We start from the raw sequence: 25,419 nt of genomic DNA, 5'->3' as shown, positions 1-25,419 counted from the left end.
CGTTTTCGGAGCTGCGATGAGTAAAATAACGTTTTTGCAGTATCAAAAAGGCTGGATAACCAATCCAAACCGGTTCGCAATATGCGAAAAAAGCCGCCGCATTGGTATAACTTATGCGGAAGCTTATCGCGTTACAAGAGACCTTTCCACCAAGAACGTAAAGAACAACAAAGTCTGGTTCTCATCGGCTGATTTGTCAGCCGCCGAAGAGTTCATCGATTACGTCGGATTCTTTGCAAAGTATCTGAACGTAGCGGCAAAGTATGTAGGCGAAGTCGTAATCAGCAAAGAAGACGACATTACAGCTCACCGCGTGCGCTTTGCCAACGGCTGCGAATGCAACGCTATCAGTTCGAACCCTACAAGGTTTCGATCGAAGGGCGGCGACGTTATACTGGATGAATTCGCGCATCACCGCGAACAGGAAAAGATGTTTACCGCCGCAAAGCCTTCGGCAATGTGGGGCAACCGCGTCAGAATTATCAGCACTCATAACGGAGACGATTCGTATTTCAACCAGTTGATTAAGGAAGTGCAGAAAGGCAAGAACGGCACAATGAAGAACTGGAGCCATTTTAAGATTACTATTGACGACGCCGTTAAGCAGGGTTTGGTTGATAAAGTGCTGGGACGCAAAGCGACAAAGAAGGACATTAAAGAGTTTCTCGAAAGTTCATTTGCGGGTCTTACTCAAGAAGCAATCGAAGAAGAATTCTATTGCATTCCGCGTTCGAGTTCCAACTCGCATTTGCTGAGCTATGAGATTATTAACGCGATAGAACGCGATAATATATTGGACGAAACTCTCTCGGAAATTTCAGGCGACTTATATGTAGGCATGGATGTCGGTCGCAAGAATAATCCTTCTGTTATTTGGATACTCGAAAAATTAGGCGAGTTGTTATATACACGAAAAGTTATTGCATTAAAAAATATGCCTTACAGCGAACAAAGAGAAATTTTATACGGCGTTCTGTCTCATAGCAATTTCAGACGCGCTTGCATTGACGCGACCGGAATCGGAAATCAATTGTCCGAAGAGGCTCAAGATGCTTTTGGCAAGCTTCGCGTAGAACAGGTTACCTTTACTCCAAAAGTAAAAGAAGAACTCGCATCCAACGCTTATATAATGGCCGAGGGCAGAAAAGTTTTAATACCGCGCGATAAAATTATTCGCGAAGATTTATATTCGGTACGAGCCGTCACAACTTCCGCGGGTAATGTCCGTTACGAAGCGGAACAATCCAAAGACGGCGGACATGCAGATTATTTCTTTGCGCTTGCTCTCGCATTGATGGCGGCTAAATCATATTCCGGGCCGCTTATCGTCACCTCCGGAGCGCGCAGACAAATGAGCAGAATTTTGAATAACTATTAAGTTTGAGGTCAACATGGCTAAAGGACTCTATATAAATCCTACAACGTTCGTTCCGCTGAGCGAAATCAGCAGGAATTTAACGAGCGAAGTCGCGACGCGACAGTTTGCGCTCGGCGGTTTCCCCGGATTCTTCGGATACCTGCCCGATCCCGACCCGATACTGCGTAAACTCAACATGGATCAGACCGTCTACAAAGATTTACGCAGCGACGAGCAGGTAGGCGCATTGATGGCAAGAAGAAAGAATCTTACAAAAAGTCTCGACTGGCGCATAGAACAGGGCGACGCTACGGACAAAGAGCTTGAACTGTGCGAACGGGCTTTAACATTGCTCGCGGACAATAAGAACAAAATAAAGGATATAATTTCGCAAAGTCTTAATCCGATATTTTTCGGTTATTCTGTTTTTGAAGTAACCTGGGCGCAAATAGACGGCGCATTGCTGCCCGTCAAAGTGCAAGAAAAACCGCGCGAATGGTTTACCTTCGACGACAGGAATAATTTGCTATTCAGGACAAATCTGGATTATTACGGAATTCCAATAGTGGGAGACAATATCGATCCGAAATACGCTTATAAATTTATTCTGCTTCAGAACGATCCGGGATATGATAATCCCTACGGCGACAAAGCATTGTCGCGCTGCTTTTGGCCCGTAACTTTTAAACGCGGAGGGATGCGTTTCTTTTCGCTCTTCGTAGAGAAATACGGAATGCCTTTTATCTTCGGCAAGCTGCCCCGCGGAGCCAAGCCGGAAGATCATTACGATTTGATGACAAAGCTTTCGAACATGGTTCAGGACGCGGTTGCAACCGGACCTGACGACAGTTCGATTCAAATAATCGAGCCGCATTCGGCAAGCGCGGACCTGCACGAAAAATATCTCCAGCGGTGCGACAACGCAATCGCAAAAGCAATACTAACGAACGCGCTTTCGGTCGAACGCCAGGGCGTCGGATCGTACGCGTCGACCGAAACCGGAGCCGATACTATCGAATCGAACCTTAGCGAAGAAGACCGCGACTTTCCGACCGAGCTGTTCAATCAATTATTCAAATGGATTGTCGACATCAATATCGGCAGCGGACTCTATCCGGAGTTCAAACCGTTCGAGCTGGAAGACATTAATAAAGACAAGTCCGAACGCGACAAGAACCTGAAGGAGATCGGTTTGAAGTTCACTAAGAAATATTTTGTGAATAACTACAATCTTGAAGAAGATGATTTCGAGCTTGCGCCGGTCGCTGAGCCTGTCGAAGCGCCGGCGGATATTACTCTGCCGCTTCCCGGAGCGCCGGAACCAGCGTACTTGAGCAAACCTTCGCCGCTGAAAAAATTTTGGAATTGGCTTACTAATAAAAAGATAGAATTTGCAGAACAATCCGGCGGCATCTTCGGGGATAAAGTTTCCGGCGCTCTGCCGGATAAATTGCTTCAGTTCCAGATTGAAAATACACTTAAACCAGTCATCGAACTTGCCAATAAATCGAACAGTCGCGACGAATTCATTGCCGGGCTTTATGCTCTCTTCCCGGATATGAAAACCGACGAGATTGAAAATCTTGCAACTAAGATTTTATTCATTGCAGATATTGAAGGAAGGATTAATGTTTAATGTCATTCCCGCATAAGCGGGAATCTATAAAAAATAATTATGACAACAGAACAACTGAAATATTTGCTCACGCTTCCGCCCCGGCAGATAGTCGAGTGGTATAAAAGTAAAGGATATAAATTCGTCTGGAACTGGCAGGACGTTTGGCAGGAGCAGCACGCGCGCGCTTTTACGGTTGCAAAGGCGATGAAGCTCGACATCCTGCAGACAATTAAAGACGAAGTCGATAAAATTTTTTCTGAAGGAATTACTTACGAGCAGTTTAAGAAAGATTTAGAGCCGATGCTAAAACGCCTGGGCTGGTGGGGACGCGTTAAAGCAAGCGACGTTCCGGGCTACGATCCCAAAAGCGGAATCGACCCGGATAAAATTGTGGAACTCGGTTCGCCGCGCAGGCTTAGAACAATCTATCAAACCAACGCAAATGTTGCATACTCCGCCGGGCGTTACAAGATGATGATTGAAAACGCAGAGCAGCGCCCTTACTGGCAATACAAACAAATCGACCGCAAAACAAAAAGGAAATCCCATTCGTATTACGCCGACAAGGTATTCCGATACGACGACCCGATATGGAATACAATCTATCCGCCTTCGGATTGGAATTGCGGATGTTACGTTGTACCGCTTACCGCCGCCGAAGTGGAAGAGCGAGGATTGGAAATTTCAAACGGTTCGGATTTCCAAATTAAAAATATACCGCCGGAGTGGCAGTATAATCCGGGCAAGACTTATCCTGCATGGGACACAATACCCGAACTATATGCAATTTCAAAAGGTCAAAAAACTTATGCAGACTTCGGACGACTGCCTGCAAGGCAAATTAAAGACAGGCAAACGGCGCCGGATAAATTTCCCGCTCTCGATGCTGTAGGGATGCAACAGATGATAAATTTAATTAAGCAAGAATTCGAGCTTAAGTTCCGCGACTGGAATCTGATAGATACTTACGATAACGACAAAGCATTGATTACTCTCGATAGGATGATGCATCTGCTCGAAAAAGCTGACGGACGCGAACGATATATTCCATACATAAAAGCAACTCTGCAAAATCCATATGAAATTTATTTAACCGAATATGTTGATAGGAATGATGACGCGAATAAAACATTGCGCAAAACTTATATCGGCTTGTTTAACGACGACGAAACGAAGGAAGATATATTCGTCGTATTGAATATGATGGACGATAGTACCGTTTTCTGGAATGCGTTCCAACGGAAAACTCCGCAAATAGATAAACTGAGAGTGGGCGAGCTGTTATATGGCAGGTTGTGATTAGCTTTCATATTTTTTCTTTGACATATTAAAATCAAGTATATGGCAGATAAAAAACATTGCGTAGCCCTTTTGCAAGTCCCGCGCCTTGGGCTACACCGCTTACGGTTAACGCCGCGGGGCGTGGCTTGAACGCCGCCGTAAGGTCGGTAAACAAAATTATAATTAATAAAAAATAAAATCAACATGGCAGATAACCTCGAACAAATAAATGCCTTAATCGACAGTATCAAAGAACGATTCCTTCCGAACCGCAAATTGATGACTGCAATTGCAGAAGAAATGTATGCCTCTGTTATAAATGAGTTTCGTACTCAAGGTGCTGGCAGCGGCGGCTGGAAAGCTCTCAAACCGGCAACTCTAAAACAGAAACGAAGAAAAGGTTTTGCCGAAGCAATTCTGCAGGCACGCGGCAATCTCTTGCGGTCAATTCAATCTTCAGCTACTGAGTCCACTGCTGTTGTATCAACAAATCTCCGTTATGCAGCTATTCATCACTTCGGAGGAACAATTTCAATTGCAGCAAGAACTCGTACTTTGTTCCATCGAACTGATAAAAAAGGAAATCTGCTTAAACAACAAACCAATAAAAATTTGCTAATCTTTGCTAAGAAAAGTCATAAACAAAAATCTGCTTATACATTTGGACAACATGCATACAACATCTCTATTCCTGCGCGTCCGTTCATGATTTTAACCGAGCCTTATAAAAACAATATTATCAACATAATAAAGAGGCATATAAACGGCGTTAAATGAGGATTAAACTGAATCATATATACCGCTGCAAGCGATGCGGCGCGCGATACGTTATAATGCGCGGACGCGGCTTTAGAAGTTATTTGCCCGTGGAGCTGAAAGACGGGTCGGAAATTTACGACAATCGATTCGACAGATATAAACACACGAGTCATTTAATAAATTGTCCGGGTCTCCAGGCGCAGTGGGAAGAAGTTAAATCGATGATATACGCCCAAGAGAAGGAAGAAGAAAAAAGATTGGCTAAAGAATCCTTAAGATAGCTATTTGGATTCATTATGATAATAGGATTCTGTAGGTTTACCGCTTATTCCCATTCCGGTCGCAGTTTTTCCATAAATTCGAATTCTTCGGCATATTTTTTCTGCTGTTCGATGTTAACGTAAGGATGTTTTGCGGCATGATCTTCCAGCATTTTTTTTGCATTTAAAAGGTCTTCCCGAATATGATTCATGGCGGTGCGATTGTCTCCCGTTGTTTTCTTTTTCTTATCCATGCAGGGTTCTCCCCCTTCCTTTTGTCTGTCAGGGAAATAATTTTGCATATTATCCGCCTTTCTTTTTAATTTTTAAGAACTTTGTTCTGTACTGCGCGTATTTTATGGCGTCGTATGTTGAATTCAAAGTGGCGAATAATCCGTATGAGAACAGCAGCGTGAACAACACAATAAATATTTTGCATTGGTCTTTATCCCCAAGGCTTAACATGTACGAAGTTGACGCCGATAATATAATTGAATAAATCAAAGCGACGAACAGAATCATCAATGAAAATTTGAAGGTTCCTATAATTGCGGTATAATCCCCTTCTTCATCAAGGAACCGGACGAAGTCGTCATCCGACGCGGATATTATTATTGCCATGGCGGCAAAGAATACAGAAAATACGATTGACAATACCGATATGCCTATATCATATAATTTAACGGCAAACTCGTTGGATATAGTCGAAGGGATAAGAGCAAATAATAATACCGACAGAGCTAAGGCGACAATTAAATCCCATGAAAATATTATATTTTTAATCTTCATGCTTAAACCTGCCGAATATTTCCTTTATTTTTGCCATCAATATCTCGAGCGCTTCAGCCGGCTTAAGATTGTCTCCCGGCGCTTTTGCCGTTACAGGATTGTCGCCTGTCTTGACGGTTTTTTTCTCTCCGTCCATTTCTCCTGTAACGGCAGCCTGGCCGTAACCGTCGTCCGCCATTGATATTTTACTGTTTATTTCCTCATCATCAGTTATGTTTAAGTTCCCATCTTCTTGCGCTTCGTAATATTCTTTATATTTTGACGCTCCTAATTTTTTAAGTCTATCGTCTGTTCTTTTCCATATATCGCGGTTATTGGGATTCGATGGATGAAGATATATTTGCAGCTTTAGTACCTTTTTGAATTTTTTAATCGCTTCGAATATTTTTTCTTCTTCATCTATCGATTGTATTTCGGCGCTGACGAACATACCTTCCAACGAATGTTCAAAAAGCTTACAAAAATTTTTCCTAAATATTTCTTTAGATATTATTACACCGACCGGATGATAAGTTATTAGCCCCGAGTTGATATGAAGAAAAAATCTGGATTTAGCAAGAACGTAATTATTTATTTGTTGTTCTTCTAAATTGTGAGTTTCCGGGTTGGCAACCTCTTCATTGTAATTTGGACTGTATTTTACCAAATAGCCGTGTATGAATGAACCATGTTCGCTGTCGATCTCCTCTATATCGAAAAAGCCCCAGTTAGTATCTTTATGTTTCCAGATAATATTAGACTTAAGCGCTTTTAGTAAGAATTCTCTTTTATTTTCATAATGGGCTATAAGGTTTAATCTTCCAAAATAATATGTTATATCTCTTATATTCGGAGGCATTGCCAAACCATAGAAGCTTTAATAATTTTGAAATAATATTCTCATACCCGGTGAGTTCATTGCGCCGCATTTTTATATGCGTTAATATACCGCTTATTCCCATTCCCGTCAACAGAAGTCAATCTTTTAACGCTCTGCCCGTTTGTTTGTACAAGCTTATATTCTGCTCTATCACGCGCGCTATGCCAAGGCATATCAGCAATACTATTACGCTCGTTATTACGGACGCAACGCCCATCGAGAATAGCGCCGGGTTCAATATCCGTTCGAAACGTTCGCCGTTGTAGACCCATTCGAACGCTCTGCCTATTAGAACGAATCCGCCAATGAAACTGAGCGCAAAATAGATCCATCCCATCGCTTTAAGCCAGATTGCAATCTCCGAGGAAAAAATTCTTTTTGCCGCCGTTATTTCCCGCCTTTCAGCCGCTCTTGCGCCTTCTAGGCTTTCGCCGCATTTTGCGCAGTCTTCCGCTTCCGCCGCATTTGCAGTTCTGCACACCGGGCATATTATTTTCTTGTCGGTCATGGATTTTAATATGTCCAATTATTTTACATAATCTCTAACAAACATCATAATATTATTAATATGTTTAGAGCTTAATTCCCTTTCTATTGATCTTGCAGCTCCTCTAATTTTTAATTTAACAACTTTTGCATTTGATATTTTCTCAAATAATTCTTTAGAGGCTTCATATATAGCAATCTCCTTTATAACAGGGCCAGTATAACCTTCGACTACCTCTCTATGATTGTTGCTGCCATATCCGTTTAGTTCCACTCTATCGCCGTCAATCAATAATATCAATGATGCTCCTTCGCGAATGAACAACCAATCTTTATCTGTGTATTCCGCATAGAATTGATATTTCTTATTACCATCCCTATCAATGAATATTTGCGGGTTAAACAATAAAGAGCTTGTAGGTATTATAGCATTATCCGGCAAATAATTCCCATGCATCCTTATTATCTTATATCCGTCAAATTCGTCTTCTATTGTATCCACGCCATAAGTGTAATAACTGCCAATCGACGCGCAGGCGCATATTATGATTGTAATGAATATAGATATTATACCCTTCATTTTCCCTCCATATAAATGATTTTATGTAGTCTTTGATTTTTTATAATCAAGAAAAGCGTCCAGTAACTTCTCAAGCTTTTCTATCTCTTCACGCAATTTGAGATTCTCTTCTTTTAATCTTTGATTTTCTTTTATTAGTTCTTTAATTCGTTTCATTATTGGATGGTCATCATTGCTATGGCGTGCTATTATCTTTACCATCTCCTGCGTCGTTTCTGCATATCTCCCAGTAAGTAACCATGAAAGGTCACATCCTAATTCATTCAATTTAAGTAATATATCCGCACCGGGTTTAGATTCATTTCTTAAATAATTATATAGACTTTGTGGCTTCATATTAAGTGATGCAGCTAATTCTTTTATTGCTCCTTTTTTACCCCATTTTTCTATTGCAAATATCCTCAAACGCTCTCCAATATTTTTATTTTCTGCATTCGGTAATTTATTTATTTTTTCTGTTGACATATATTATGAAATTTCCTACTTTTGTTTAGTCACTATATTATGATAAATAAAAATAAGCTTTTATAATGAATAAGCCTATTAAATATCACAACTTATATAACAAAGCTGAAATAGCACGTAGACTTAAAATAGATCGTGCTTTTGTATCACGCGTGATGCGCGGGAAACAGTATAATAAAGCTTTATTAGAGCGCATTAGAAAAATAATAAATGATGCTGCGAAACTATCTTAAATAAATTAACAAAAAATGTCTATTAAAATTTTAACCGGGCATGTAAAAATTTGACGAGGGAAATTATAATGTCAATCCCAAGGTCGTTAAAAGAAGCGCTTTACAACACAATACATCGTAACAAAAAATCCATTAATGAAATTGCAGAAGAATGCAGCTGCAGCGCGTCGGTTCTGTATCGCTATTGCGCAGACGAGGATACGACCAGCTACGCCGACTTTCCGCTGCGCCGGCTCATTCCGCTGCTCAACGCCACAAACGACGATTCAATCTTAGATTATCTCGAAGCCCGCCGCGGAAGAATAGCTTTCCGCATTCCCAAAGTTGCAATAAAAAAGATGGACGAAGGAGTAATTGTGGAAGAATACCAGAAAGCCACGATCGAAGCCGTTGCGGCATTGAGAAAGTTTTTGTCCGAACCAAATAAAAAAAATTTCGACATTGTCGAAGACGCATTGATTAACTGTATGAAGTCAACTGCGTCCTGCAAAAAATATTGCGACAAAAAAATGAGCGGTCAGCTCGAAATGAATTTGTGATATTTCACAAGGGACACAAATGAAAAATGTAAATATTTATTTACAAATGAAAAAAGGAGGATGATGCCATGAATACATTGCTTCCAAATTATTCCGACACACAGCTTTTTCTAGAAATAAATAGTACAAAAGCGGAAATTGATTCAATTGAAAAAGAGCTTTTGGTGTTATGTTCGCTTATTGGCACAAATATAGAAAGACTTAATCTCGCGAAATCAACATTGATCGATCTGGAATCAGAATTAGAACGACGATCTAAAAAGAAAAAATAACTAACAGATCGGGGATTTTTACAAAATGAATATGAATAGTAATATAACTTTAATAAGACGGGAAATGCCCGATAGAAAAGAACGCGCTCTGTCAATTATAAACGCAATCCGTCATAATATATACGATGCTTTTTATCAAATGCAGATCTTAAGGGATGAAGAATTATATAGAGATTTAGGATACAATTCTTTTCAGGAATGCCTTATAAACGAACTTAATGTAAAAAAGACGACATTTTATGATTATCAGAAAATAATCGATAAATTCTTGCCAGAAGCTACAAATTTAAACGATTCCGCCATAGCGGAATCTCATCGGGTACCGATAAAAAAGCTCATTCTTCTTTCCCGACTCCCAAAGCCTCAAACGTTACGTTTGTTTAAAGAAGGAAAAATAAGCATAAGAGGACGGGAATTTACCATAGCCGAAATAAATAAACTGCCGTATGAAAAATTAAAAGTTTTGGTAACGAAGAAACATAAATATATTGACGAACAAGAAGAAATTGCGGTTACGGTTGAAAGCATAAAAAAGATAGAAAAGAATTTAGAGAAGAAATTAAATTCTTTCTTGGCGGCCGTATATGCTTGCAATCTTATTTCAGAGGCATCCCAAGAAATGATACAAAATTTAGCAGACGAAATAAGCAAGATTATTACGAATAATCTTAACGCAAATAAACGATGAAAATTATTAAAAAATTTCCGGAATCAGTGAATTCTTTATTGCGCGCTAATAATAATTCGGTGCGCAGTTCACATTTCGAGGATGATATTAAATCTCACTCCCTTACAGACGAAGAAGAACTACAATGCAGCGCGTATGTGGGAGTAATTAAATTGTATCTTGAATACCTAAATAAAAACGGCAAAGGCAAGGAATCGAGGGAAAAGTTTGTTAATATCTACAACGGCGGGGCGTATCCGGAACTGATGAAATACACCGGAGCAATAGGCAGCTGGAAAACCATCGAACGCTGGAAAGTGGATTATAAACGCTCCGGAAACGACATGCGCATATTCATGAGAAGCAAACGCAAACGAGGGATGCAGGTTACTCCGGAACAATCGGCAATCCTTATCAAGTACGTCCTGAACCCAAACAAACCTATAATTTCCGAAGCGATACGAATGGCAATAGAAGAATTCAAAGCAAAAGATATTACTCCTATTCTGAGCTCCCAGACGTACAGGAGATATTTGGACAAATGGAAAGTTGAACATTACGCCGACTGGGTATTCTACCGCGAAGGCGAACAGGCTCTTGACGACAAAGTTTTGCCCTACCTGGAACGCGATTACGACAGGATAGAAGTCGGCGATATTATAGTAGCCGACGGTCATAAGCTGAATTTTGAGATTATAAATCCCTACACCGGCAAGCCCAAACGCATGATGCTTATACTCTACTTCGACATGAAAAGCTCGATGCCCCTCGGATGGGAAATAGACCCGAGCGAAAACACTCAGGCAATCAAATCCGCTCTGCGACGTTCGATTATACGGCTGGGCAAATATCCCAAAGTAGTTTATATGGACAACGGTCGCGCTTTCAATGCGGATTATTTTACAAAGCCTGTCGAGATGCTGAACATTGTAAGCACATTCGAACGTCTCGGTATAAAAACAATTACCGCGATTCCGTACCACGGGCAATCGAAAACAATCGAGAGATTTTTCCGTACGTTCGGGGAACTGGAACGCCTGGCGCCGACATACGTAGGAGCGTCGATAAGCTCTCAGCCGCCGAGGATGCACCGCGGCGAAAAACTGCACGTTAAGCTATACGAAAAATTAATGAGCGGCACGACCATCGACATCTTTGCGGCGCATAAAGCGATAGCGTGGTGGTTCGATCAATACGCCCACAGAGTTCAACAGAACGGACATCTTAAAGGATTGACGCCGGCGGAAGTGTTCGAAGCGGGCAAAGGACCCGGTGTGGACAAAGAAGAACTCGACTTTTTGATGATGAAAACCAGAATAACAACCGTATACCGGAACGGCATAAGGATGTTCAACGGTCACTACTGGAACGAAGCTTTATTCGGCAAAAAATGGGACGAAGTGCTCGTGCGCTACGACATTCAGAACACCGATTCGATTTACGTTTACGATAAAAACGATAATTTTATATGCAAAGCCGAACGCGTCGAAAAGGTTCATCCGGCGGCGGTAATACTCGGCGACGAAGAAGACGTACGTCGGTTCCGCGAACGAATTGAAATGAAAGCGCGGATGAAAAAACCGATTGTATCGGACGCTCGCGAATTTCTGAAACAAGAGGTTTACCCGGCGGTTAAAGAACAATTCGAAACGAACGTGCTTCAGATTGAAGCCGGCTCGGAACGGCAAAGCGCCGCGGATAACAAACCCGCAAAAATAAAAAAGAAAAAAAGAGATTTGATCGACAGCTGGTCGCTTCCGGAAGACGCAAAGATTAAAAACATAGATTTAATACCTAAAGCAGCGGAGGGCTGAGGATGAAGAAAAAATCCGGAATGGAAAAGTTTTTGGAGCGCGTTAAAAAACAAAAAGCGCTCGGCATCATCTACAACATTCCGAACGTGGACGCGGCGTTGCTGGTTAACCGTCTGCTCGACGAAAAGAAACACATTGTAATCAACGCCCGCGACGCTTACACGTCTGCAATGCTCAAATACCGTCTCGGTTCCAAACTTAAAGTGAAAGGGCTTTCGTTCAACATGCTGCCTGAACTCCTTCAGGGGAAAATTATTACGGTCAACAACGCGGATATGATTAAAGAAAGCTATGCGCGCGTGTTCGACGACTTCCGCCGCTACGGCGTTCCTCTTCTTCTTCTTATGCATTCGGATTCGGCAATGAAAGACTTGCGCAAATGGCCGTCTTATACGCGCGTGATGACCATAGAGGCGGACTTCAAACTGCTGAATTGAATTTTTTAATTAAGCCCGCGGCTGCTGAGCCGGCAAGCATAGCCAGCCGCGGGGATTAACCTCACTTCAGAGAAGGAGGACTTTAAAATATGTCAAATCTCTCAAACGAGCAAATCCGGGCAATCATCGACCGTCTGATTGAATTCCAGAAGAACAATCCCGCTTCAATCTCGTCGGACCGCGCAGTCGGAAACAACACCGGCTACAGCGCGACAACTATTAATCAATTCAAAAACGGGAAATATCCAGCAAGCGGATCGCTCAGCGAAATTGCGCTTAAAGTTGCAAATTATCTCGATAACGTTTCTGCGTCGCAGCAGGATTACCTCAATCGCGGCACGTTAAAATTTGCAATGACCACAGCCGCTTCCCACATTTTCAAAGCGGCTCATTATGCATTAACCCAGGGAACTATTTCCGTAATAACCGGCGTGCCGGGATGCGGCAAAACTCACGCAGTCAAGGAATTCAAACGACGCAACCCGACATCGGTTCTTATCGAAGTTACGCCGTTGGTAACAAGACGCAGTTTAATCGAAGACATCTGCAACGAAATCCGTATTCCCGTTTTCAATTACAAAGGGGACAGACCGGTTCCTGTTTCTTCGAACGAACTTTTCCGTTCGATAGTAAACGTGCTGGGCGGCACGAAACGTCTTCTTATAATTGACGAAGGCGAAAACCTTACGGTTCAATGCCTTGAAGTAATACGCCGCATTCAAGACTTTACAGAAATCGGTATGCTGCTGTCCGGAACAGGCAGACTGCTGGACCGTCTGCGCGGCACGCGCAAGGAATTGCAGCAGCTCTTCAGCCGCGTCGGTTATCAGAAAGAAATAAAAACTCTTGAACTCGACGACGTGCGCGCAATAATTGACGTTAATTATCCGGAAGCAAAAAAATTCGCCGCAACTTTCCTGTCGCTCTCAAAACATAACGGACGCTATTTACAACATCTTATTTCGCTCGTTAAGAAGACCTCTTACGAAACCGGCGAGCCTTTGAGCGACGATCTTATAGACAGCGCGGCAAGTTCGTTATTAACATAAGCGAGAATAAAATGAACATTGAATTCACAGAGCACAGCTGCCAGAGATTCTGCGAAAGGATTAATCCGAATCTGTTAAGTATAACGGATTATAATCAGCGATTAAGAGCGGCTAAACGCTCTCTTAAAACAATATTGAAAACGGCATATTATATAAGCGACAACGAACGCGGAGTTCTTTTGCGCAGCAATCTTTTCGGGTGTGACATTATTATTAAACATAAAAAACTTATTACCGTCTACGCTACTTACAAAAACGGAAAAAGGAGAAAAAAATGTCAGAATTATATGCGGCAGCGTTAAAGCGGCTGCACAATGACATAGAAGAACTACTTTCGCAGCTGAAAAAAGTGAAGAACGATAATTACATGCAGTTATACAAAAGCTTGCAGCTGCAGAGACTAACCGAAGCCGAATACGATCTTATCCGCTGCTCGATAAAGATAAAAGACCTTATAGACCTTGAAGAAAACGAACTGAACGGTGATGCATTATGATGCGCGTCAGCCCGGAAACAATAGAACGCGATTTGAAAGAGCTGCAGGAAGCTCACGGCAGCGATTTTATAAGGACCCTTTGCGCCGCGGTAATATACGAATATTGCTGGTGGAACTGGCGGCAGATGAAAGACGGCATTACTAACGATCCGGATTTCATTGAATTAATTAATAAGAGGAACGGTCATGAAAAAGAACAATCAATTGAAAGTTGAAATAAACGTTTCTGACATTCTAGACGCGGTCTCGCCGGTCGATCTGATAGACAGACTTGCTCAGGCTGTATACAAAAAAATGTATGACGTCCCGTGCGAGAGCGAACGCAAGGAAATAATAGCCGCATACTGCACGCTCAAAAAGCTGCACGGCAAATTGCTCGAAGGCTGCGTTTATAACGACAGACGTATGAGAACAATATCGGTGAATTGAGATGTCTTTTAAGCAAAACATGAGAAAGCTGGAACGCATACAGAGATTCGGCGTAACAGTAGATCTTCCTCTGTTCAATCAGAAGGACGTTCCGGAAAAGAAGAAGCTGCCGGCATGGATATGGGACGGCAAGGGAATAAGCCGCCGCGCTTACGACGCATTCAAATCGCAGTTTGCTCAAAAAGAAATAGAATACCTCCGCGCCGTTCTGGAACTCGGCGGCGAAGCTACTGATAACGAAATTGTAGAGATCCTCGGATGGCCGCCCGGATACGTAAGCGCCAGACGAAACGCTCTTAAAGAGCTCGGAGTTATAGTTTCTTATGGCAAAACAAAACTTGGACCAAGCGGAGTGCGGAACACCGTCTGGTCGATTAACTTTCAAAAACTTTATCTGATAATAGAGGAGGCGGAATGATAATAGCGGCAGCTTTTGCGTTGGGCTCTCTATTCGGTCTCATAATAGGCGGAATGCTCGCATCCGGGAAAGCCGAAGACCTGGTCAGAGAAAATTATATGCTTAAAAGGGAAATAGAAGAATTACATCATAAAAACAAAGAGGAATGCGATGCAACTGAGAAACTTTGACGACGTAAACAACGCTCTGCGAGAAATAGCCGAGTGCGATTCGTTCATTGCCGACCGCGAAATTAAGATGAACGAAAAAATTAACGAGCTGAAAAGCGCATACGAAGAAGAAACCTCCGAAGCGCGCGCGCGCAAACTTGCGCTCGAAAAAGAACTCGAAAAATTCTGCATCAAAAACAAAAACGAGTTCGGAAGCGCGCGAACCAAGAATCTCCTCTTCGGTAAAATATTCTTCCGCACCACGCCGCCTAAAGTGAGTTTTCTTAACCGCAAATACACTGTAGCAACGGCTGTAGAGCTCGCTTCAAAACTCTTTAAGAACAAATACGTGCGCATCAAGAAAGAGCTCGACAAAGACGCAATACTGGCTTCGTATGCCGCTAAGGAAATCGACGACGAACGACTCGCTGCCATAGGCTTGAAGATAGACCAGCAGGAAAAATTCGGGTACGAAATTAATTGGGAAAATCTGAAAGAGTCATGACGGCGGCAGGCAGAAATATCGAACCGGTTACCAGGACGCAAATAATCAAAATTCATATTGCGGCAAAACAATTGAATCTTTCGCGTCAGCAGTACGAAGACATTCTTTCCGGCTTCATCAAGCCGGACGGTTCGCCCTGCACGAGTTCGAAGGATTTGGACCGCAACCAGGCGGAATATCTTCTAAGGATATTCCGCAAACTCGGGTTCAAGGAAACGAAACGCGGCAGAGTTCTTAAATACGAAGAATATTCGCGCCGCGACTATCGCTTTGCCGAGCCGCGCCAAATGCGGCTTATAGACGCGCTCTGGCATACGTCGCCGAAGGTGCGTAACAAAACCGACGCCGCGCTTAATCACTTTATTAAACGAATAGCCGGAGTGGATCACATCGGTTTTCTGCTTAAGAAAGACGTTCAAAAAGTAATTAAAGCCATACGGGAACTATGACAAGAACGATATTAATATCATTCGTATTATCGATATTCTATATGATAATAACGCTTGCGGTAATGCTTGTTATGTTGATGTTTGCAAACGCGCTCAAGACAATAATCTCGAAGCTATACGAATCGATATGCAATGAGATATATAGATTCATTAGCGGAGCCGGCGATGAATAAATACGACTGGATCAAAGAAATCGAAAATTACAAAGACTACTTTACTCCCGATCAGCGCGATCTGATTGATCTGATCGGATTCGATAACTACATGAAAATCCATGAGCATTTTGAAAAGACTAGCATACACATATCTTCCGCGCCGATAATGATGTTGAAAAAAATCTATGCGCAAAAAAAACATTCCATCCCGTATAATATAATTGCTCGAATTCTCGGCGTATCCGAAAAAACCATCTACAACTGGCGCGAAGAAAAAAATTACGACAATTACGATCTGTTCGAAGACAAAGAATAGGAGCCGCGATGCTGTATCTTTTTTGGAAAACATTATGGAATTTATTCGCCAAAGACAAATTTATCGTAAACAAAGGCGGATTGACAATATATCTGTCGTCCAATCTGCCTTTCGGCGCACAGGGAGTTTTTACAGGGTTGAAGGGCGCTTTCGTAAAATTTGTATTCTACAAAAACACAAACATAATAGCCTCGGAATATACCGAGCGCGTAATTAAGCATGAATATACTCATTATCTTCAGCGCAAGCGGCTGGGCTTTGTCGGTTTCTGGGCTACGATTATCTGGGCATACATTTGTTTTTGGAAAACTCACGACGAAAAACCGCTGGAGCGCGAAGCCGAAGAAAACGAATTTAAATAGAGCCGCTAAGATGAGATTTGACAAATACGACATACAGTTAATAATAGCCTTATTCTTCTACGTTTTATATTGTTTCCTTCTGTTCATAGGGATATTATAAAGTTAACCGCGAGGGGCAAAGCGGTCCGCCTTAGCCGCAATGGGACATCCGCCGTCCCCGCCCCTCAATTAAATAAAGGAGTTATTATGAATGATATAAAAGGCATACATGAGAATGACGAAAAGCGATTAAATAAACTGCATAAGATAGATAATTACGAGGGGCTCTTGAATTTTATAATCGAGTATGTGTTTGAAAATCAAATTCACTTGAACGAATATGACGAAGTTACTATCCATTTCTATAAAGAGATAATAAATCAATATTATAGAATCAAGGAGAGTATCAATGAAACAGATGAAAATTAAAGAATATATCGATTTACTGCGCGCGAGGCACGGCGAAAAAATAGAAGATTGGAAAGTAATATGTCCAATATGCAAATGCGAGCAAACAGTTCAGGATTTCCTCGACGCCGGCATAGATATAAAAGACGTATTCAATTACTTCGGGTTCAGCTGCATCGGCAGATTTACCGAAGCGAAAGGATGCGACTATATCTGTAGAGCAGATAGAGTATTCTTAGCCGTAAAACATATTAACGACCATTTTTTTGAAACGCCATGGCAAAAACTACATAATGGTAATAAGCCCGTCCTTGATATTGATACAAATATCTATGGCGGAGGTTATGATGTCGGGAATGCATGGCTAAGAAGTGTTATATATTCAAACATCCTAGGCAAATATATAATGGCTTATGTAGGCGATAGTAATTATTGCTGCATAACAATAACATCCCGATTTGGGATCGTAAACGAGCGAAGAAAAGAGCCCGGAAGGAGAATAATTACGATAAATTTTTCTCCTGGGAACAGATTAATAATAACATAATGAGTCGTTATAACTCTGATTAAAAGCCTTTCCTAAGCATATCCCTACATTAATAAACTGCCATATTGACATAATCACACCGCTAATAATCGCAAATAATTACAAATTTCTGATGGATATGAGAATTTTCATAACTTATTGAAATCCAATTGGTTACATAGATACAATAAAAAATTCAATTTTGTGTGATTTGATTCGATGAAAAACTGTGATAAAACTGCCCTATAAAAGCCTTAGAACCACTTCAGAGAGCCTATTAAACGCGATTATAAGCCATTAAACGCTATTTTTAAATTGTTTTTATAAGCCGTATAATAGCTGATCATTTCTCATTTTATGTGCAAAAAAAGCCTTTTTTGTTGTAAAAAGTGTAGTTTTTCTCATTTTGTAATTTTTAGCGTTTATTTCTGTATCTTGTTTAATTATATGCACTTACATTTATTTTTTCTATCATTTCTATTTCTCATTTTACACTAAACTTTATAATTAGCCGGACTCTTTTTTAAAAGAAAATAAATTTTCTTCTTGACACCTGCACATTTGTTCACTATATTTGAAGTGTACAAACGAGCACTATAATGAAAAAAGAAAATATAACAGAGAGGCAAAAAGAGATTCTCGATTTCATCCAGGATTATGTTGATTTTAACGGATATCCGCCCACATACAGAGAAATCGGGAAACATTTCAACATCGCCAGTACATTTGGGGTCAAACGTCATATCGATGCTTTAATTAAAAAGGGATATTTGAGCAATGAAAGCGGTGCCAGCCGAACGCTATCAATTATAGTAGATAACACACGAGAAAAATTAAATTCGATAATTGATATACCAATTGTGGGTCGTGTAGCTGCCGGAGCCCCGATTCTTGCCGAGGAAAATATCGAGGGCAATTTATCCCTGGATAAGAATCTCGTAGGCAACCGAACTGAATGTTTCGGATTGAAAGTCCGGGGCGACAGTATGATTAATGCCGGAATTCTGGAGGGCGATCTGGTTATAATTCAACCACAGCGAGAAGCTCAAAACGGCGATATTATTGTCGCCTTGCTACACGACGAAGCAACGATGAAACGCTTTCACGTTGAAAACAATAAAATCTACCTGATACCAGAAAACGACAATTATGAACCTATTGTAGTCGATAACCCAGAAGAATTTACAATAATTGGAAAGGTAGTGGGCGTATTTCGCAGCTACCATTAAAAGAGGAGAATTTGATATGAAAACTTTATTGTTTTCTACTGCAATTTACAACAGAAACAAAATTTCATTTTTGTATGGACTTACTCCTTTCACCGTTGAACCGTATTATATTACTCGAAACCGTCGTGGTAAAAAAGTGCTCTACGGAAGGATTAATGGCACAAATGAAATAAGAAGTTTTGAATACGAAAAGATTTCGAATATAAAAATATTGGGCATGCAAAAATTTTCACCCATAATTCCAATAATTCCTCTGTGCAATTAATATGATAAAGCGAAATATGCATAGGGAACTGGTCGAACTCCTCGTAGACCAGATAAGAAGTCAAGGGTATATGATGATAAGCCGCAAATACGGCAAATACCTACCACCACCCTCTCCTATCGATCATCTTGAAATCGATGCAGTTGCCCGCTATAAAAAGAAAATTGCCATCGGAATTACTTTGACAGATGAAGAACTCGACAGTAAATCGCTGGAATCTAGAATTTCAACTCTTTTAAGAGGCAAAAGGTCGGCTGCACAAATTACACTTTTTATCGGTGTCCCAAAACTTTCGCTACCAAAAGCAAAGATTGCATTCTCAGCTTTGCCCGAAGAAATTAGAAAAAGAATTAGAGTGGTTCCGTTATCCGATTAATTTTTTTATTTTCCTTTCATTCATAATTTTTTTATAGCACCTGTATGAAAAAGAAGAAAGAACCCACAATCAAAAAAGCTCCTTTCTATTTCTGGATAATCATGCTTTCGATACCTATTATCTTTATTCTGCTACTTGAATATACACTTAGAATAACTGACTACGGCTACTCAACCGATATGTGGAGTGAAGTAGAAAAAGACTACTACACACTAAATCCCAACGTAGGCAGAAGGTATTTCACCAATATCAAGATTATACCTACTTCAATAGGAGACGTCTTCAAAAAAGAAAAATCCGATAATTCTTTAAGAATATTCGTACTTGGAGGCAGCAGTGCGGCAGGTTATCCTTACATGCCGATGGGCTCTTTTTCAAGGTATTTGAAACGCAGACTCGAACTGAATTATCCCAACAGCGACATTGAAGTAATAAATCTCAGCTTAACTGCAGTTAATTCGTATACAATCAAAGATTTTATCGAGGGAGTCCTGGAACAGAAGCCCGACTTAATTTTAATCTATGCCGGTCATAATGAATATTACGGAGCACTTGGCGTTGGCTCAGTAGAAAGTATTGGCAGTTCGACAACAGGCGCCGATATAATAATTTTTTTAAACAAATTAAAGATCACTCAGTTAATTCGGAATATTATTCAATACGTTTCAGAATTATTTATCGATAGCAAACCTAAAAGTAGTGGTACACTAATGTCACAAATTGCCAGAGAAAAAGTAATCCCATATAATTCGGACAAATACAAAGCGGGTTTATTGCAGTTTCATAAAAATCTTGAAAGAATAATAAAAGTTGTAAAAGCTAATAAAACTCCTCTTATTTTATCTACCGTAGTTTCGAATCTGAAGGATCAACCACCTTTCATATCAACTGACGAGCAAGGATTACCGAGAGCAGACAGTATTTATAATATTGCTTTTAATTTATTCAAAGAATCAAAATTCGATGAAGCCGATTCTTTATTCAGATTTGCAAAGGATCTGGATGCACTCCGCTTCAGGGCACCCGAGGAAATAAACCGAATCATTAAAAAACTTGCGAAAAAAAATAACGTTCCTTGTGTCGATTCGGATTCATTACTTGCTTCCCTGTCGCCCGGTAAAATAATTGGCAATAATTTAATGACAGACCATCTCCATCCTACTCTTGAAGGACAACAATTAATCGGTAATTTATTTTATGAACGAATAGCTAACTTAAAACTACTCCCAAAAATTCCTCCTAAATATCCCTTTGAAAAGCAGGATAGTATTACACGCTCTAATTTCTTTTTTTCAGAGCTCGATTCAGTAATTGCGAATTACAGAATCAAAATACTCAAAAACGATTGGCCATATAAAAAGACAAAAAAGAAATTGAACTATAAAGAAATATTAAGACCACTTACATTTATTGATTCTATGGCATATCGAGTAGTTGCTAACAAACTTACATGGGCTGAGGCTCAAGATATAACTGCCAGACATTTTTTAAGTACTGGTGATATAAAAAAATTTATCAATCATATTGGTTCTTTAATTTATCAATATCCATACATAAACGACAATTATAAATTACTTGAGGCACTAACAATCGATTTTCTTAAAACAAATCGGTTTGATGATGCTTTAAAAATATTGACTCTTCATTATAATCTGAAACCAAATGCATTTTGCACTAAATGGATTGGGCAAATAAAATTAAGCAATGGAGATATAAAAGAGTCAATTAAATACCTTGAAGAATCGTTTTCGTACGATGCAAACGATCAACAGGTAATTTATAACCTCTCTGGTGCCTATGCATTAAATAAGGAATATAAGAAGGCAATTAAATATGCAGAGATGCTTCTTCGAATTAATCCTGAGTATCCTGGCCTACAAAACTTATATTTCCAATTGATGAACAATCGAAAGTACCTTAAGGCATCATTAAGGAGTGGTTAATTATTGGTTGGAATTTGCTGCCCCGCAAGGATTCGAACCTTGAATTCTTGATCCAGAGTCAAGCGTGTTCCCATTACACCACGGGGCAAAATTAGCATGTCAAATTTATTAATTCGGAGTCTTCTATACAAATAAAATCCCCCGAATAACGGGGGATTTTTATTTTAATTTCCCTGTCCCTGTCGCTTATTCAGCCAGAATGGGACATCACCTACATCCCAAATAGTCTCATCCTCGTGATCTACTATCTTTATCCGACCTAAAGTTGAGAACGGTCCATTAACAGGGTCATATGGATAAAACCATTCGTAAGCTCCAGTTGATTTATAATCTCTTATAAGATTCGTCCACGAGTAACCGTTATCAAGACTGTAGTAGATATCAACAGAAGATACAGCGTAAGACGTCCATCTTATATCCATTGGGTAACGGTCGGGATTGTCCGTTGTAAAGTATTCTGTTTTATCGCTCGGGAATTCAACTCTTATCATTTTATTTTCTCTAATCGAGAAATAACCATCTGTAATATCACTTGCCGTAACGCCTGCATCGGCAGATGAAATCTTTATTTTGCAATTATCCGAACTGTCGGGTCGAGTAGAATCGAGTCTGCCCGGTGCCCAGATAAAACTTCCATCGTTTTCTGTGCTCTCGGCTCCTGGAACCGTATGCCAGGTACCTCCACCATTCGTTGACCATTCAATTCTGACTTTGTTAATATTATTCGCATTCCACCTAATTTCATAAGGATGATAATGCTGAACATCGGTAGTACTTACATGATACTTACTAACAAGCCACTGTTCTCCACCATTGGGCACAAGTACCTTTATTGTCGGTGGTTCTTTTACTTTGAATACACCATCGCAGTAATCAAGCGGCGATCCATCCACTGCATCGCTGATTCTGATAACATAATTATCTGATACAATCGAAAAACTTGCCTCATATGAACGGATACCACCACCTTCATCATATCCTGAGACACTGTCAACAAGAACTTTCCAGTCGAGCTCACTCGTAGTGTTATAAGGATTAAATTCTATCTTCACATATTCAATTCCCTGCGACTTCCATTGTATCTTAAATTTTTGTCCTGATAATATTTCTACTCCAGAAGTTGGATAAATCACTTCGATACTCTGGCTTGGTTGAATAGAAAATGTCCCATTGCTTTCATCGGCAGGAATTCCATCCTGACTATCTTTTATTCTTATTTTACACTGAGTAGAATTTACATTGACTACTGGATTCCATTCATATGAGCCCGAACTGGGATAATTACTTACAATGGTATGCCAGGTTAGTCCATTATTTATTGTATATTCAATGTCTACATTATTTACAGCTTTCGAGTCCCACTGAATATTTTGTGACGTTCCGGCCTGCCATTTTTCCCCGCCATTTGGCAAAATCACACGCATCGTTTGCTCAACTTGATTTGAAATCTGGAAATTATTGTCAGAGATATCAAATGGTACTCCATCCGACGCATCGCTTATTTTAATTCTGCACTGTAACGAATTTGTATTCGGAATACTGTTCCATACATAAGAGCCGATACTTTCGACTGAATTGGCTATCGTTACCCAATCTGCGCCTCCATTTAGCGTATACTGAATTTTAACATATTTTACATTTTCGGATGACCATCTTATTTCTACTGGAGTTCCGTAGAAAAGGCTCTCGCCACCGTTAGGTTCAAGAACTGTTATATTTGGTTCCGGCTCAATATTAAAGAAAGCGTCGCTTTCATCGCTTGGACTGCCGTCAGACGCATCGCTTATACGTATTTTGCAATTTGTGGATGCTGTGTTAGGTATTTTACTCCAGTTAAAAAATCCTGTACTTGGCGTACTTTCCACAATTGTATTCCAGCTTATTCCGTTATTAAACGTATATTCAATTTTTACGTTTTCAATTCCAGCAGCATTCCAGTGGATATTGTAACTGCCACCTGCAGTCAACGATTCGCCGCCATTTGGACTTGTAACCTTAATTAACTGATTTCCTCTATTCGTAATTGAAAATACTTCATCCGAGACATCTGATGGAATTCCATCGTTAGCATCGCTTATTCTGACTTTACACAATAATGAGTTTACATCAGGAATATTTTTCCATGCATAGAATCCCGTACTTGGAGTGCTTTCGACTATCGTCTTCCATGAGGCACCATTGTTAATCGAATATTCGATTTTAACATTTTCGATATTAGTCGATTTCCATAATATATTATCACTTGAACCGGTATACCACTGTTCTCCTCCGTTTGGAGTTAAAACAGTTACACTTGGTTCGGTCAGCACAATAAAAGTACCGTCGCTTTCGTCAATAGGCGAACCTCGGTCGTAATCGAATATTCTAATTTTATATTGATTCGATGGGACCGTAAAACTTGCCGGATATTTACCGCTTGAAGGTGTTTTTTCAACAAGTTTATCCCAGCTAATCCCATTATTAGAGCTATACATAATCGTTACATTTTCAACTCCAATTGAATTCCAGCGAATTGTATCGAGCACCCCGGCAGTCCATGCTTCGCCACCATTTGGATAAACTACTTCGATCTTGGGTTTAGGAACAATTTTAAATACTTTATTACTCTGGTCAACAGGGTTGCCGTCTTCAGCGTCTTTAATCCTAACAAGGCATTGTGTGGAAAGTCTATCAGGTACATTCCATTCGTATGCTCCTGAATTTGGAACATTCTCCGCAATTACATCCCACGTAAGTCCATTATTTGCCGAGAATTCAAGGCTTACTTTTTTAATGCCAACAGAAGACCACGTGATATTCTGAGCTGTTCCAGCCTGCCAGCTTTCACCACCGTTGGGACTTGTAATTTCAATTGCCTGACTGATTTGATTTGTTATCTGGAAGGTACTATCGGATACATCCCACGGTTCTCCATCGAGAGCATCATAAATTCTAATTTTGCATAATTTTGAATTCAGGTCCGGTATATTCTTCCATTCATAAAATCCCGTACTGGGAAGTGAATCCTCAATAGTAATCCATTCATAACCATTATTTACTGTATAAGCAATCTTTACATTCTTAATATTTTCAGAGAGCCATTCGATTTTTTGAGTTGAACCGGCAAGCCATATTTCACCACCATTTGGCTCCAGTACTTTAATTTGAGGTTCGGGTAAAATTGAAAATACATTATCGCTTTCGACGTAAGGAATTCCATCTTCAGCATCTTTAATACGTATTCTCGCTAATGTAGATGGTGTATTCGGCACAGGTTCCCAGAAATAAATTCCAGTATTTTTTCTATCTGTAGAAATATAATTCCAGTGATTTCCGTTATCGGTAGTATATTCGATAATAACCGAATCGATTCCTGTGCTGTACCATTTAATTTCCTTCGAAGTGCCTGCCTCCCATTCTTCGCCACCCACAGGACTAATAAGTTTAAGACTTTCGTTGCTGCTTCTAATTATACTAAAAGTAGTATCGCTTTCATCAAAAGCCGTTTCTTCTATATTTGTAATGCGAACTTTACATTGACTTGATACCAGACCTGGTACAGGAAACCAGATGTAGATGCCCGTATTCTGAATACTGTCGGCAATCATAGTCCATTTGTTGCCGTTATCTATTGAATAATAGAGGCTAATCAATGAAGAAGTAGTTCCGCTCCATTTGATTTCGTACGATGTACCCTCTACAATGACTTCCCCTCCGTTTGGGGCAATGATTTTCAAATTTTCTGAAACACTGCCTCCACCGGGACCTGTAATGTCAGATTCTTCTTTTAATTTACATGAGGAAAACACCAATAAAATTACAATTAAAATAAAAAATGATTTTTGCATTTTTTCCTCGGTAAGATAAATAATTATTACTGGTTTAATTTACTAAATTCATTTATTTTTATTAAGTAAAAACTCACATAATCCGTGCCTTTAAAAAATGTTAAATTCGGGCTTAAAAAATT

35 protein-coding genes and 1 tRNA gene are annotated in these 25,419 nt (G+C 40.2%); 28 read left to right on the top strand and 8 right to left on the bottom strand.

Going from position 1 to position 25,419, the window contains the following annotated elements:
* Positions 1 to 16: 16 nt before the first annotated feature.
* The 5 genes from ACSSV9_RS13970 (at position 17) to ACSSV9_RS13950 (ending at position 5,296) form a co-directional block, all read left to right on the top strand.
* Positions 17 to 1,378 carry a phage terminase large subunit family protein gene (locus tag ACSSV9_RS13970; RefSeq protein WP_437347880.1) on the top strand — a complete coding sequence of 454 codons (1,362 nt, stop codon included), beginning with the start codon at positions 17 to 19 and terminating at the stop codon, positions 1,376 to 1,378.
* Between the two features lie 13 nt (positions 1,379 to 1,391).
* Positions 1,392 to 2,993 (top strand): phage portal protein family protein, encoded by a 1,602-nt coding sequence (locus ACSSV9_RS13965; RefSeq protein ID WP_437347879.1) that lies wholly within the window; start codon positions 1,392 to 1,394, stop codon positions 2,991 to 2,993.
* 39 nt (positions 2,994 to 3,032) lie between these two features.
* Positions 3,033 to 4,274 (top strand): PBECR2 nuclease fold domain-containing protein, encoded by a 1,242-nt coding sequence (locus ACSSV9_RS13960; RefSeq protein ID WP_437347878.1) that lies wholly within the window; start codon positions 3,033 to 3,035, stop codon positions 4,272 to 4,274.
* A gap of 186 nt (positions 4,275 to 4,460) precedes the next feature.
* On the top strand, positions 4,461 to 5,033 hold the full coding sequence (locus ACSSV9_RS13955) for a phage virion morphogenesis protein (RefSeq protein ID WP_437347877.1): 573 nt from the start codon (positions 4,461 to 4,463) through the stop codon (positions 5,031 to 5,033).
* Entirely contained in the window at positions 5,030 to 5,296 is a 267-nt protein-coding gene (locus tag ACSSV9_RS13950) for a hypothetical protein (RefSeq protein WP_437347876.1), read from the top strand. Before ACSSV9_RS13955 ends, ACSSV9_RS13950 begins: the two co-directional genes overlap by 4 nt.
* Positions 5,297 to 5,340: 44 nt before the next feature.
* Here the strand turns inward: ACSSV9_RS13950 and ACSSV9_RS13945 are convergent, their stop codons facing one another.
* From ACSSV9_RS13945 to ACSSV9_RS13920, 6 genes are all read right to left on the bottom strand, one after another.
* Entirely contained in the window at positions 5,341 to 5,577 is a 237-nt protein-coding gene (locus ACSSV9_RS13945) for a hypothetical protein (protein ID WP_437347875.1), read from the bottom strand.
* 1 nt (position 5,578) lies between these two features.
* Entirely contained in the window at positions 5,579 to 6,064 is a 486-nt protein-coding gene (locus ACSSV9_RS13940; protein ID WP_437347874.1) for a hypothetical protein, read from the bottom strand.
* Entirely contained in the window at positions 6,054 to 6,902 is an 849-nt protein-coding gene (locus ACSSV9_RS13935) for a DUF4747 family protein (protein WP_437347873.1), read from the bottom strand. The genes ACSSV9_RS13940 and ACSSV9_RS13935 overlap by 11 nt, the downstream gene beginning before the upstream one ends.
* A 118-nt stretch (positions 6,903 to 7,020) precedes the next feature.
* Positions 7,021 to 7,404, bottom strand: a complete 384-nt coding sequence (locus ACSSV9_RS13930; protein WP_437347872.1) for a hypothetical protein — start codon at positions 7,402 to 7,404, stop codon at positions 7,021 to 7,023.
* 45 nt (positions 7,405 to 7,449) lie between these two features.
* On the bottom strand, positions 7,450 to 7,989 hold the full coding sequence (locus ACSSV9_RS13925; RefSeq protein ID WP_437347871.1) for a hypothetical protein: 540 nt from the start codon (positions 7,987 to 7,989) through the stop codon (positions 7,450 to 7,452).
* Positions 7,990 to 8,010: 21 nt separating this feature from the next.
* Positions 8,011 to 8,454, bottom strand: a complete 444-nt coding sequence (locus tag ACSSV9_RS13920; protein WP_437347870.1) for a helix-turn-helix domain-containing protein — start codon at positions 8,452 to 8,454, stop codon at positions 8,011 to 8,013.
* A 301-nt stretch (positions 8,455 to 8,755) separates the two neighbouring features.
* On the opposite strand from ACSSV9_RS13920, the gene ACSSV9_RS13915 reads away from it, so the two are divergent.
* The 23 genes from ACSSV9_RS13915 to ACSSV9_RS13805 all read left to right on the top strand — a co-directional run bounded on the left by ACSSV9_RS13915 (position 8,756) and on the right by ACSSV9_RS13805 (position 21,470).
* On the top strand, positions 8,756 to 9,226 hold the full coding sequence (locus tag ACSSV9_RS13915) for a phage regulatory CII family protein (RefSeq protein ID WP_437347869.1): 471 nt from the start codon (positions 8,756 to 8,758) through the stop codon (positions 9,224 to 9,226).
* A gap of 68 nt (positions 9,227 to 9,294) precedes the next feature.
* A complete protein-coding gene (locus ACSSV9_RS13910) occupies positions 9,295 to 9,498 on the top strand; it encodes a hypothetical protein (RefSeq protein WP_437347868.1) in 204 nt (67 codons plus the stop codon).
* A 31-nt stretch (positions 9,499 to 9,529) separates the two neighbouring features.
* Positions 9,530 to 10,186, top strand: a complete 657-nt coding sequence (locus tag ACSSV9_RS13905) for a hypothetical protein (RefSeq protein ID WP_437347867.1) — start codon at positions 9,530 to 9,532, stop codon at positions 10,184 to 10,186.
* The gene (locus ACSSV9_RS13900; RefSeq protein ID WP_437347866.1) at positions 10,183 to 11,979 is read left to right on the top strand and encodes a Mu transposase C-terminal domain-containing protein; all 1,797 of its coding nucleotides are present in this window, start codon (positions 10,183 to 10,185) and stop codon (positions 11,977 to 11,979) included. Before ACSSV9_RS13905 ends, ACSSV9_RS13900 begins: the two co-directional genes overlap by 4 nt.
* A 2-nt stretch (positions 11,980 to 11,981) precedes the next feature.
* Positions 11,982 to 12,416: a hypothetical protein gene (locus tag ACSSV9_RS13895; RefSeq protein ID WP_437347865.1), complete on the top strand. Its 435-nt coding sequence runs from the start codon at positions 11,982 to 11,984 to the stop codon at positions 12,414 to 12,416.
* An 89-nt stretch (positions 12,417 to 12,505) separates the two neighbouring features.
* Positions 12,506 to 13,465 (top strand): AAA family ATPase, encoded by a 960-nt coding sequence (locus ACSSV9_RS13890; RefSeq protein ID WP_437347864.1) that lies wholly within the window; start codon positions 12,506 to 12,508, stop codon positions 13,463 to 13,465.
* 11 nt (positions 13,466 to 13,476) lie between these two features.
* Positions 13,477 to 13,767, top strand: a complete 291-nt coding sequence (locus tag ACSSV9_RS13885; RefSeq protein ID WP_437347863.1) for a hypothetical protein — start codon at positions 13,477 to 13,479, stop codon at positions 13,765 to 13,767.
* Positions 13,740 to 13,961 carry a hypothetical protein gene (locus ACSSV9_RS13880; RefSeq protein WP_437347862.1) on the top strand — a complete coding sequence of 74 codons (222 nt, stop codon included), beginning with the start codon at positions 13,740 to 13,742 and terminating at the stop codon, positions 13,959 to 13,961. Before ACSSV9_RS13885 ends, ACSSV9_RS13880 begins: the two co-directional genes overlap by 28 nt.
* Positions 13,958 to 14,176, top strand: a complete 219-nt coding sequence (locus ACSSV9_RS13875) for a hypothetical protein (RefSeq protein ID WP_437347861.1) — start codon at positions 13,958 to 13,960, stop codon at positions 14,174 to 14,176. The genes ACSSV9_RS13880 and ACSSV9_RS13875 overlap by 4 nt, the downstream gene beginning before the upstream one ends.
* Positions 14,148 to 14,390 (top strand): hypothetical protein, encoded by a 243-nt coding sequence (locus ACSSV9_RS13870; RefSeq protein ID WP_437347860.1) that lies wholly within the window; start codon positions 14,148 to 14,150, stop codon positions 14,388 to 14,390. The genes ACSSV9_RS13875 and ACSSV9_RS13870 overlap by 29 nt, the downstream gene beginning before the upstream one ends.
* Before the next feature lies 1 nt (position 14,391).
* Positions 14,392 to 14,808, top strand: coding sequence for a hypothetical protein (locus ACSSV9_RS13865; protein ID WP_437347859.1), 417 nt, complete (start codon positions 14,392 to 14,394; stop codon positions 14,806 to 14,808).
* On the top strand, positions 14,805 to 14,978 hold the full coding sequence (locus ACSSV9_RS13860; RefSeq protein WP_437347858.1) for a hypothetical protein: 174 nt from the start codon (positions 14,805 to 14,807) through the stop codon (positions 14,976 to 14,978). The genes ACSSV9_RS13865 and ACSSV9_RS13860 overlap by 4 nt, the downstream gene beginning before the upstream one ends.
* Entirely contained in the window at positions 14,959 to 15,462 is a 504-nt protein-coding gene (locus ACSSV9_RS13855; protein ID WP_437347857.1) for a host-nuclease inhibitor Gam family protein, read from the top strand. The genes ACSSV9_RS13860 and ACSSV9_RS13855 overlap by 20 nt, the downstream gene beginning before the upstream one ends.
* Complete coding sequence (locus tag ACSSV9_RS13850) at positions 15,459 to 15,911, top strand: regulatory protein GemA (RefSeq protein WP_437347856.1); 453 nt, start codon at positions 15,459 to 15,461, stop codon at positions 15,909 to 15,911. The genes ACSSV9_RS13855 and ACSSV9_RS13850 overlap by 4 nt, the downstream gene beginning before the upstream one ends.
* Complete coding sequence (locus ACSSV9_RS13845) at positions 15,908 to 16,084, top strand: hypothetical protein (RefSeq protein WP_437347855.1); 177 nt, start codon at positions 15,908 to 15,910, stop codon at positions 16,082 to 16,084. Before ACSSV9_RS13850 ends, ACSSV9_RS13845 begins: the two co-directional genes overlap by 4 nt.
* Positions 16,077 to 16,382 (top strand): helix-turn-helix domain-containing protein, encoded by a 306-nt coding sequence (locus tag ACSSV9_RS13840; protein ID WP_437347854.1) that lies wholly within the window; start codon positions 16,077 to 16,079, stop codon positions 16,380 to 16,382. Before ACSSV9_RS13845 ends, ACSSV9_RS13840 begins: the two co-directional genes overlap by 8 nt.
* Positions 16,383 to 16,390: 8 nt before the next feature.
* Positions 16,391 to 16,744, top strand: a complete 354-nt coding sequence (locus ACSSV9_RS13835; RefSeq protein WP_437347853.1) for a hypothetical protein — start codon at positions 16,391 to 16,393, stop codon at positions 16,742 to 16,744.
* A gap of 186 nt (positions 16,745 to 16,930) precedes the next feature.
* A complete protein-coding gene (locus tag ACSSV9_RS13830) occupies positions 16,931 to 17,152 on the top strand; it encodes a hypothetical protein (RefSeq protein WP_437347852.1) in 222 nt (73 codons plus the stop codon).
* Positions 17,133 to 17,678, top strand: a complete 546-nt coding sequence (locus ACSSV9_RS13825) for a VVA0879 family protein (RefSeq protein ID WP_437347851.1) — start codon at positions 17,133 to 17,135, stop codon at positions 17,676 to 17,678. The genes ACSSV9_RS13830 and ACSSV9_RS13825 overlap by 20 nt, the downstream gene beginning before the upstream one ends.
* A gap of 578 nt (positions 17,679 to 18,256) precedes the next feature.
* On the top strand, positions 18,257 to 18,886 hold the full coding sequence (gene lexA, locus ACSSV9_RS13820; RefSeq protein WP_437347850.1) for a transcriptional repressor LexA: 630 nt from the start codon (positions 18,257 to 18,259) through the stop codon (positions 18,884 to 18,886).
* Between the two features lie 16 nt (positions 18,887 to 18,902).
* A complete protein-coding gene (locus ACSSV9_RS13815) occupies positions 18,903 to 19,151 on the top strand; it encodes a hypothetical protein (RefSeq protein WP_437347849.1) in 249 nt (82 codons plus the stop codon).
* A 16-nt stretch (positions 19,152 to 19,167) separates the two neighbouring features.
* Positions 19,168 to 19,527: a hypothetical protein gene (locus ACSSV9_RS13810; protein WP_437347848.1), complete on the top strand. Its 360-nt coding sequence runs from the start codon at positions 19,168 to 19,170 to the stop codon at positions 19,525 to 19,527.
* A 44-nt stretch (positions 19,528 to 19,571) separates the two neighbouring features.
* Complete coding sequence (locus tag ACSSV9_RS13805; RefSeq protein ID WP_437347847.1) at positions 19,572 to 21,470, top strand: SGNH/GDSL hydrolase family protein; 1,899 nt, start codon at positions 19,572 to 19,574, stop codon at positions 21,468 to 21,470.
* 17 nt (positions 21,471 to 21,487) lie between these two features.
* Here ACSSV9_RS13805 and ACSSV9_RS13800 read toward each other — a convergent pair.
* Positions 21,488 to 21,558, bottom strand: a tRNA-Gln gene (locus ACSSV9_RS13800).
* Positions 21,559 to 21,634: 76 nt separating this feature from the next.
* Complete coding sequence (locus tag ACSSV9_RS13795) at positions 21,635 to 25,297, bottom strand: Ser-Thr-rich GPI-anchored membrane family protein (RefSeq protein WP_437347846.1); 3,663 nt, start codon at positions 25,295 to 25,297, stop codon at positions 21,635 to 21,637.
* Positions 25,298 to 25,419 lie beyond the last annotated feature (122 nt).

Origin of the sequence: Melioribacter sulfuriphilus, from assembly GCF_051488685.1 — a bacterium.
GTDB lineage: Bacteria > Bacteroidota > Ignavibacteria > Ignavibacteriales > Melioribacteraceae > Melioribacter.
This window is presented reverse-complemented; position numbering and strand designations above follow the sequence as displayed.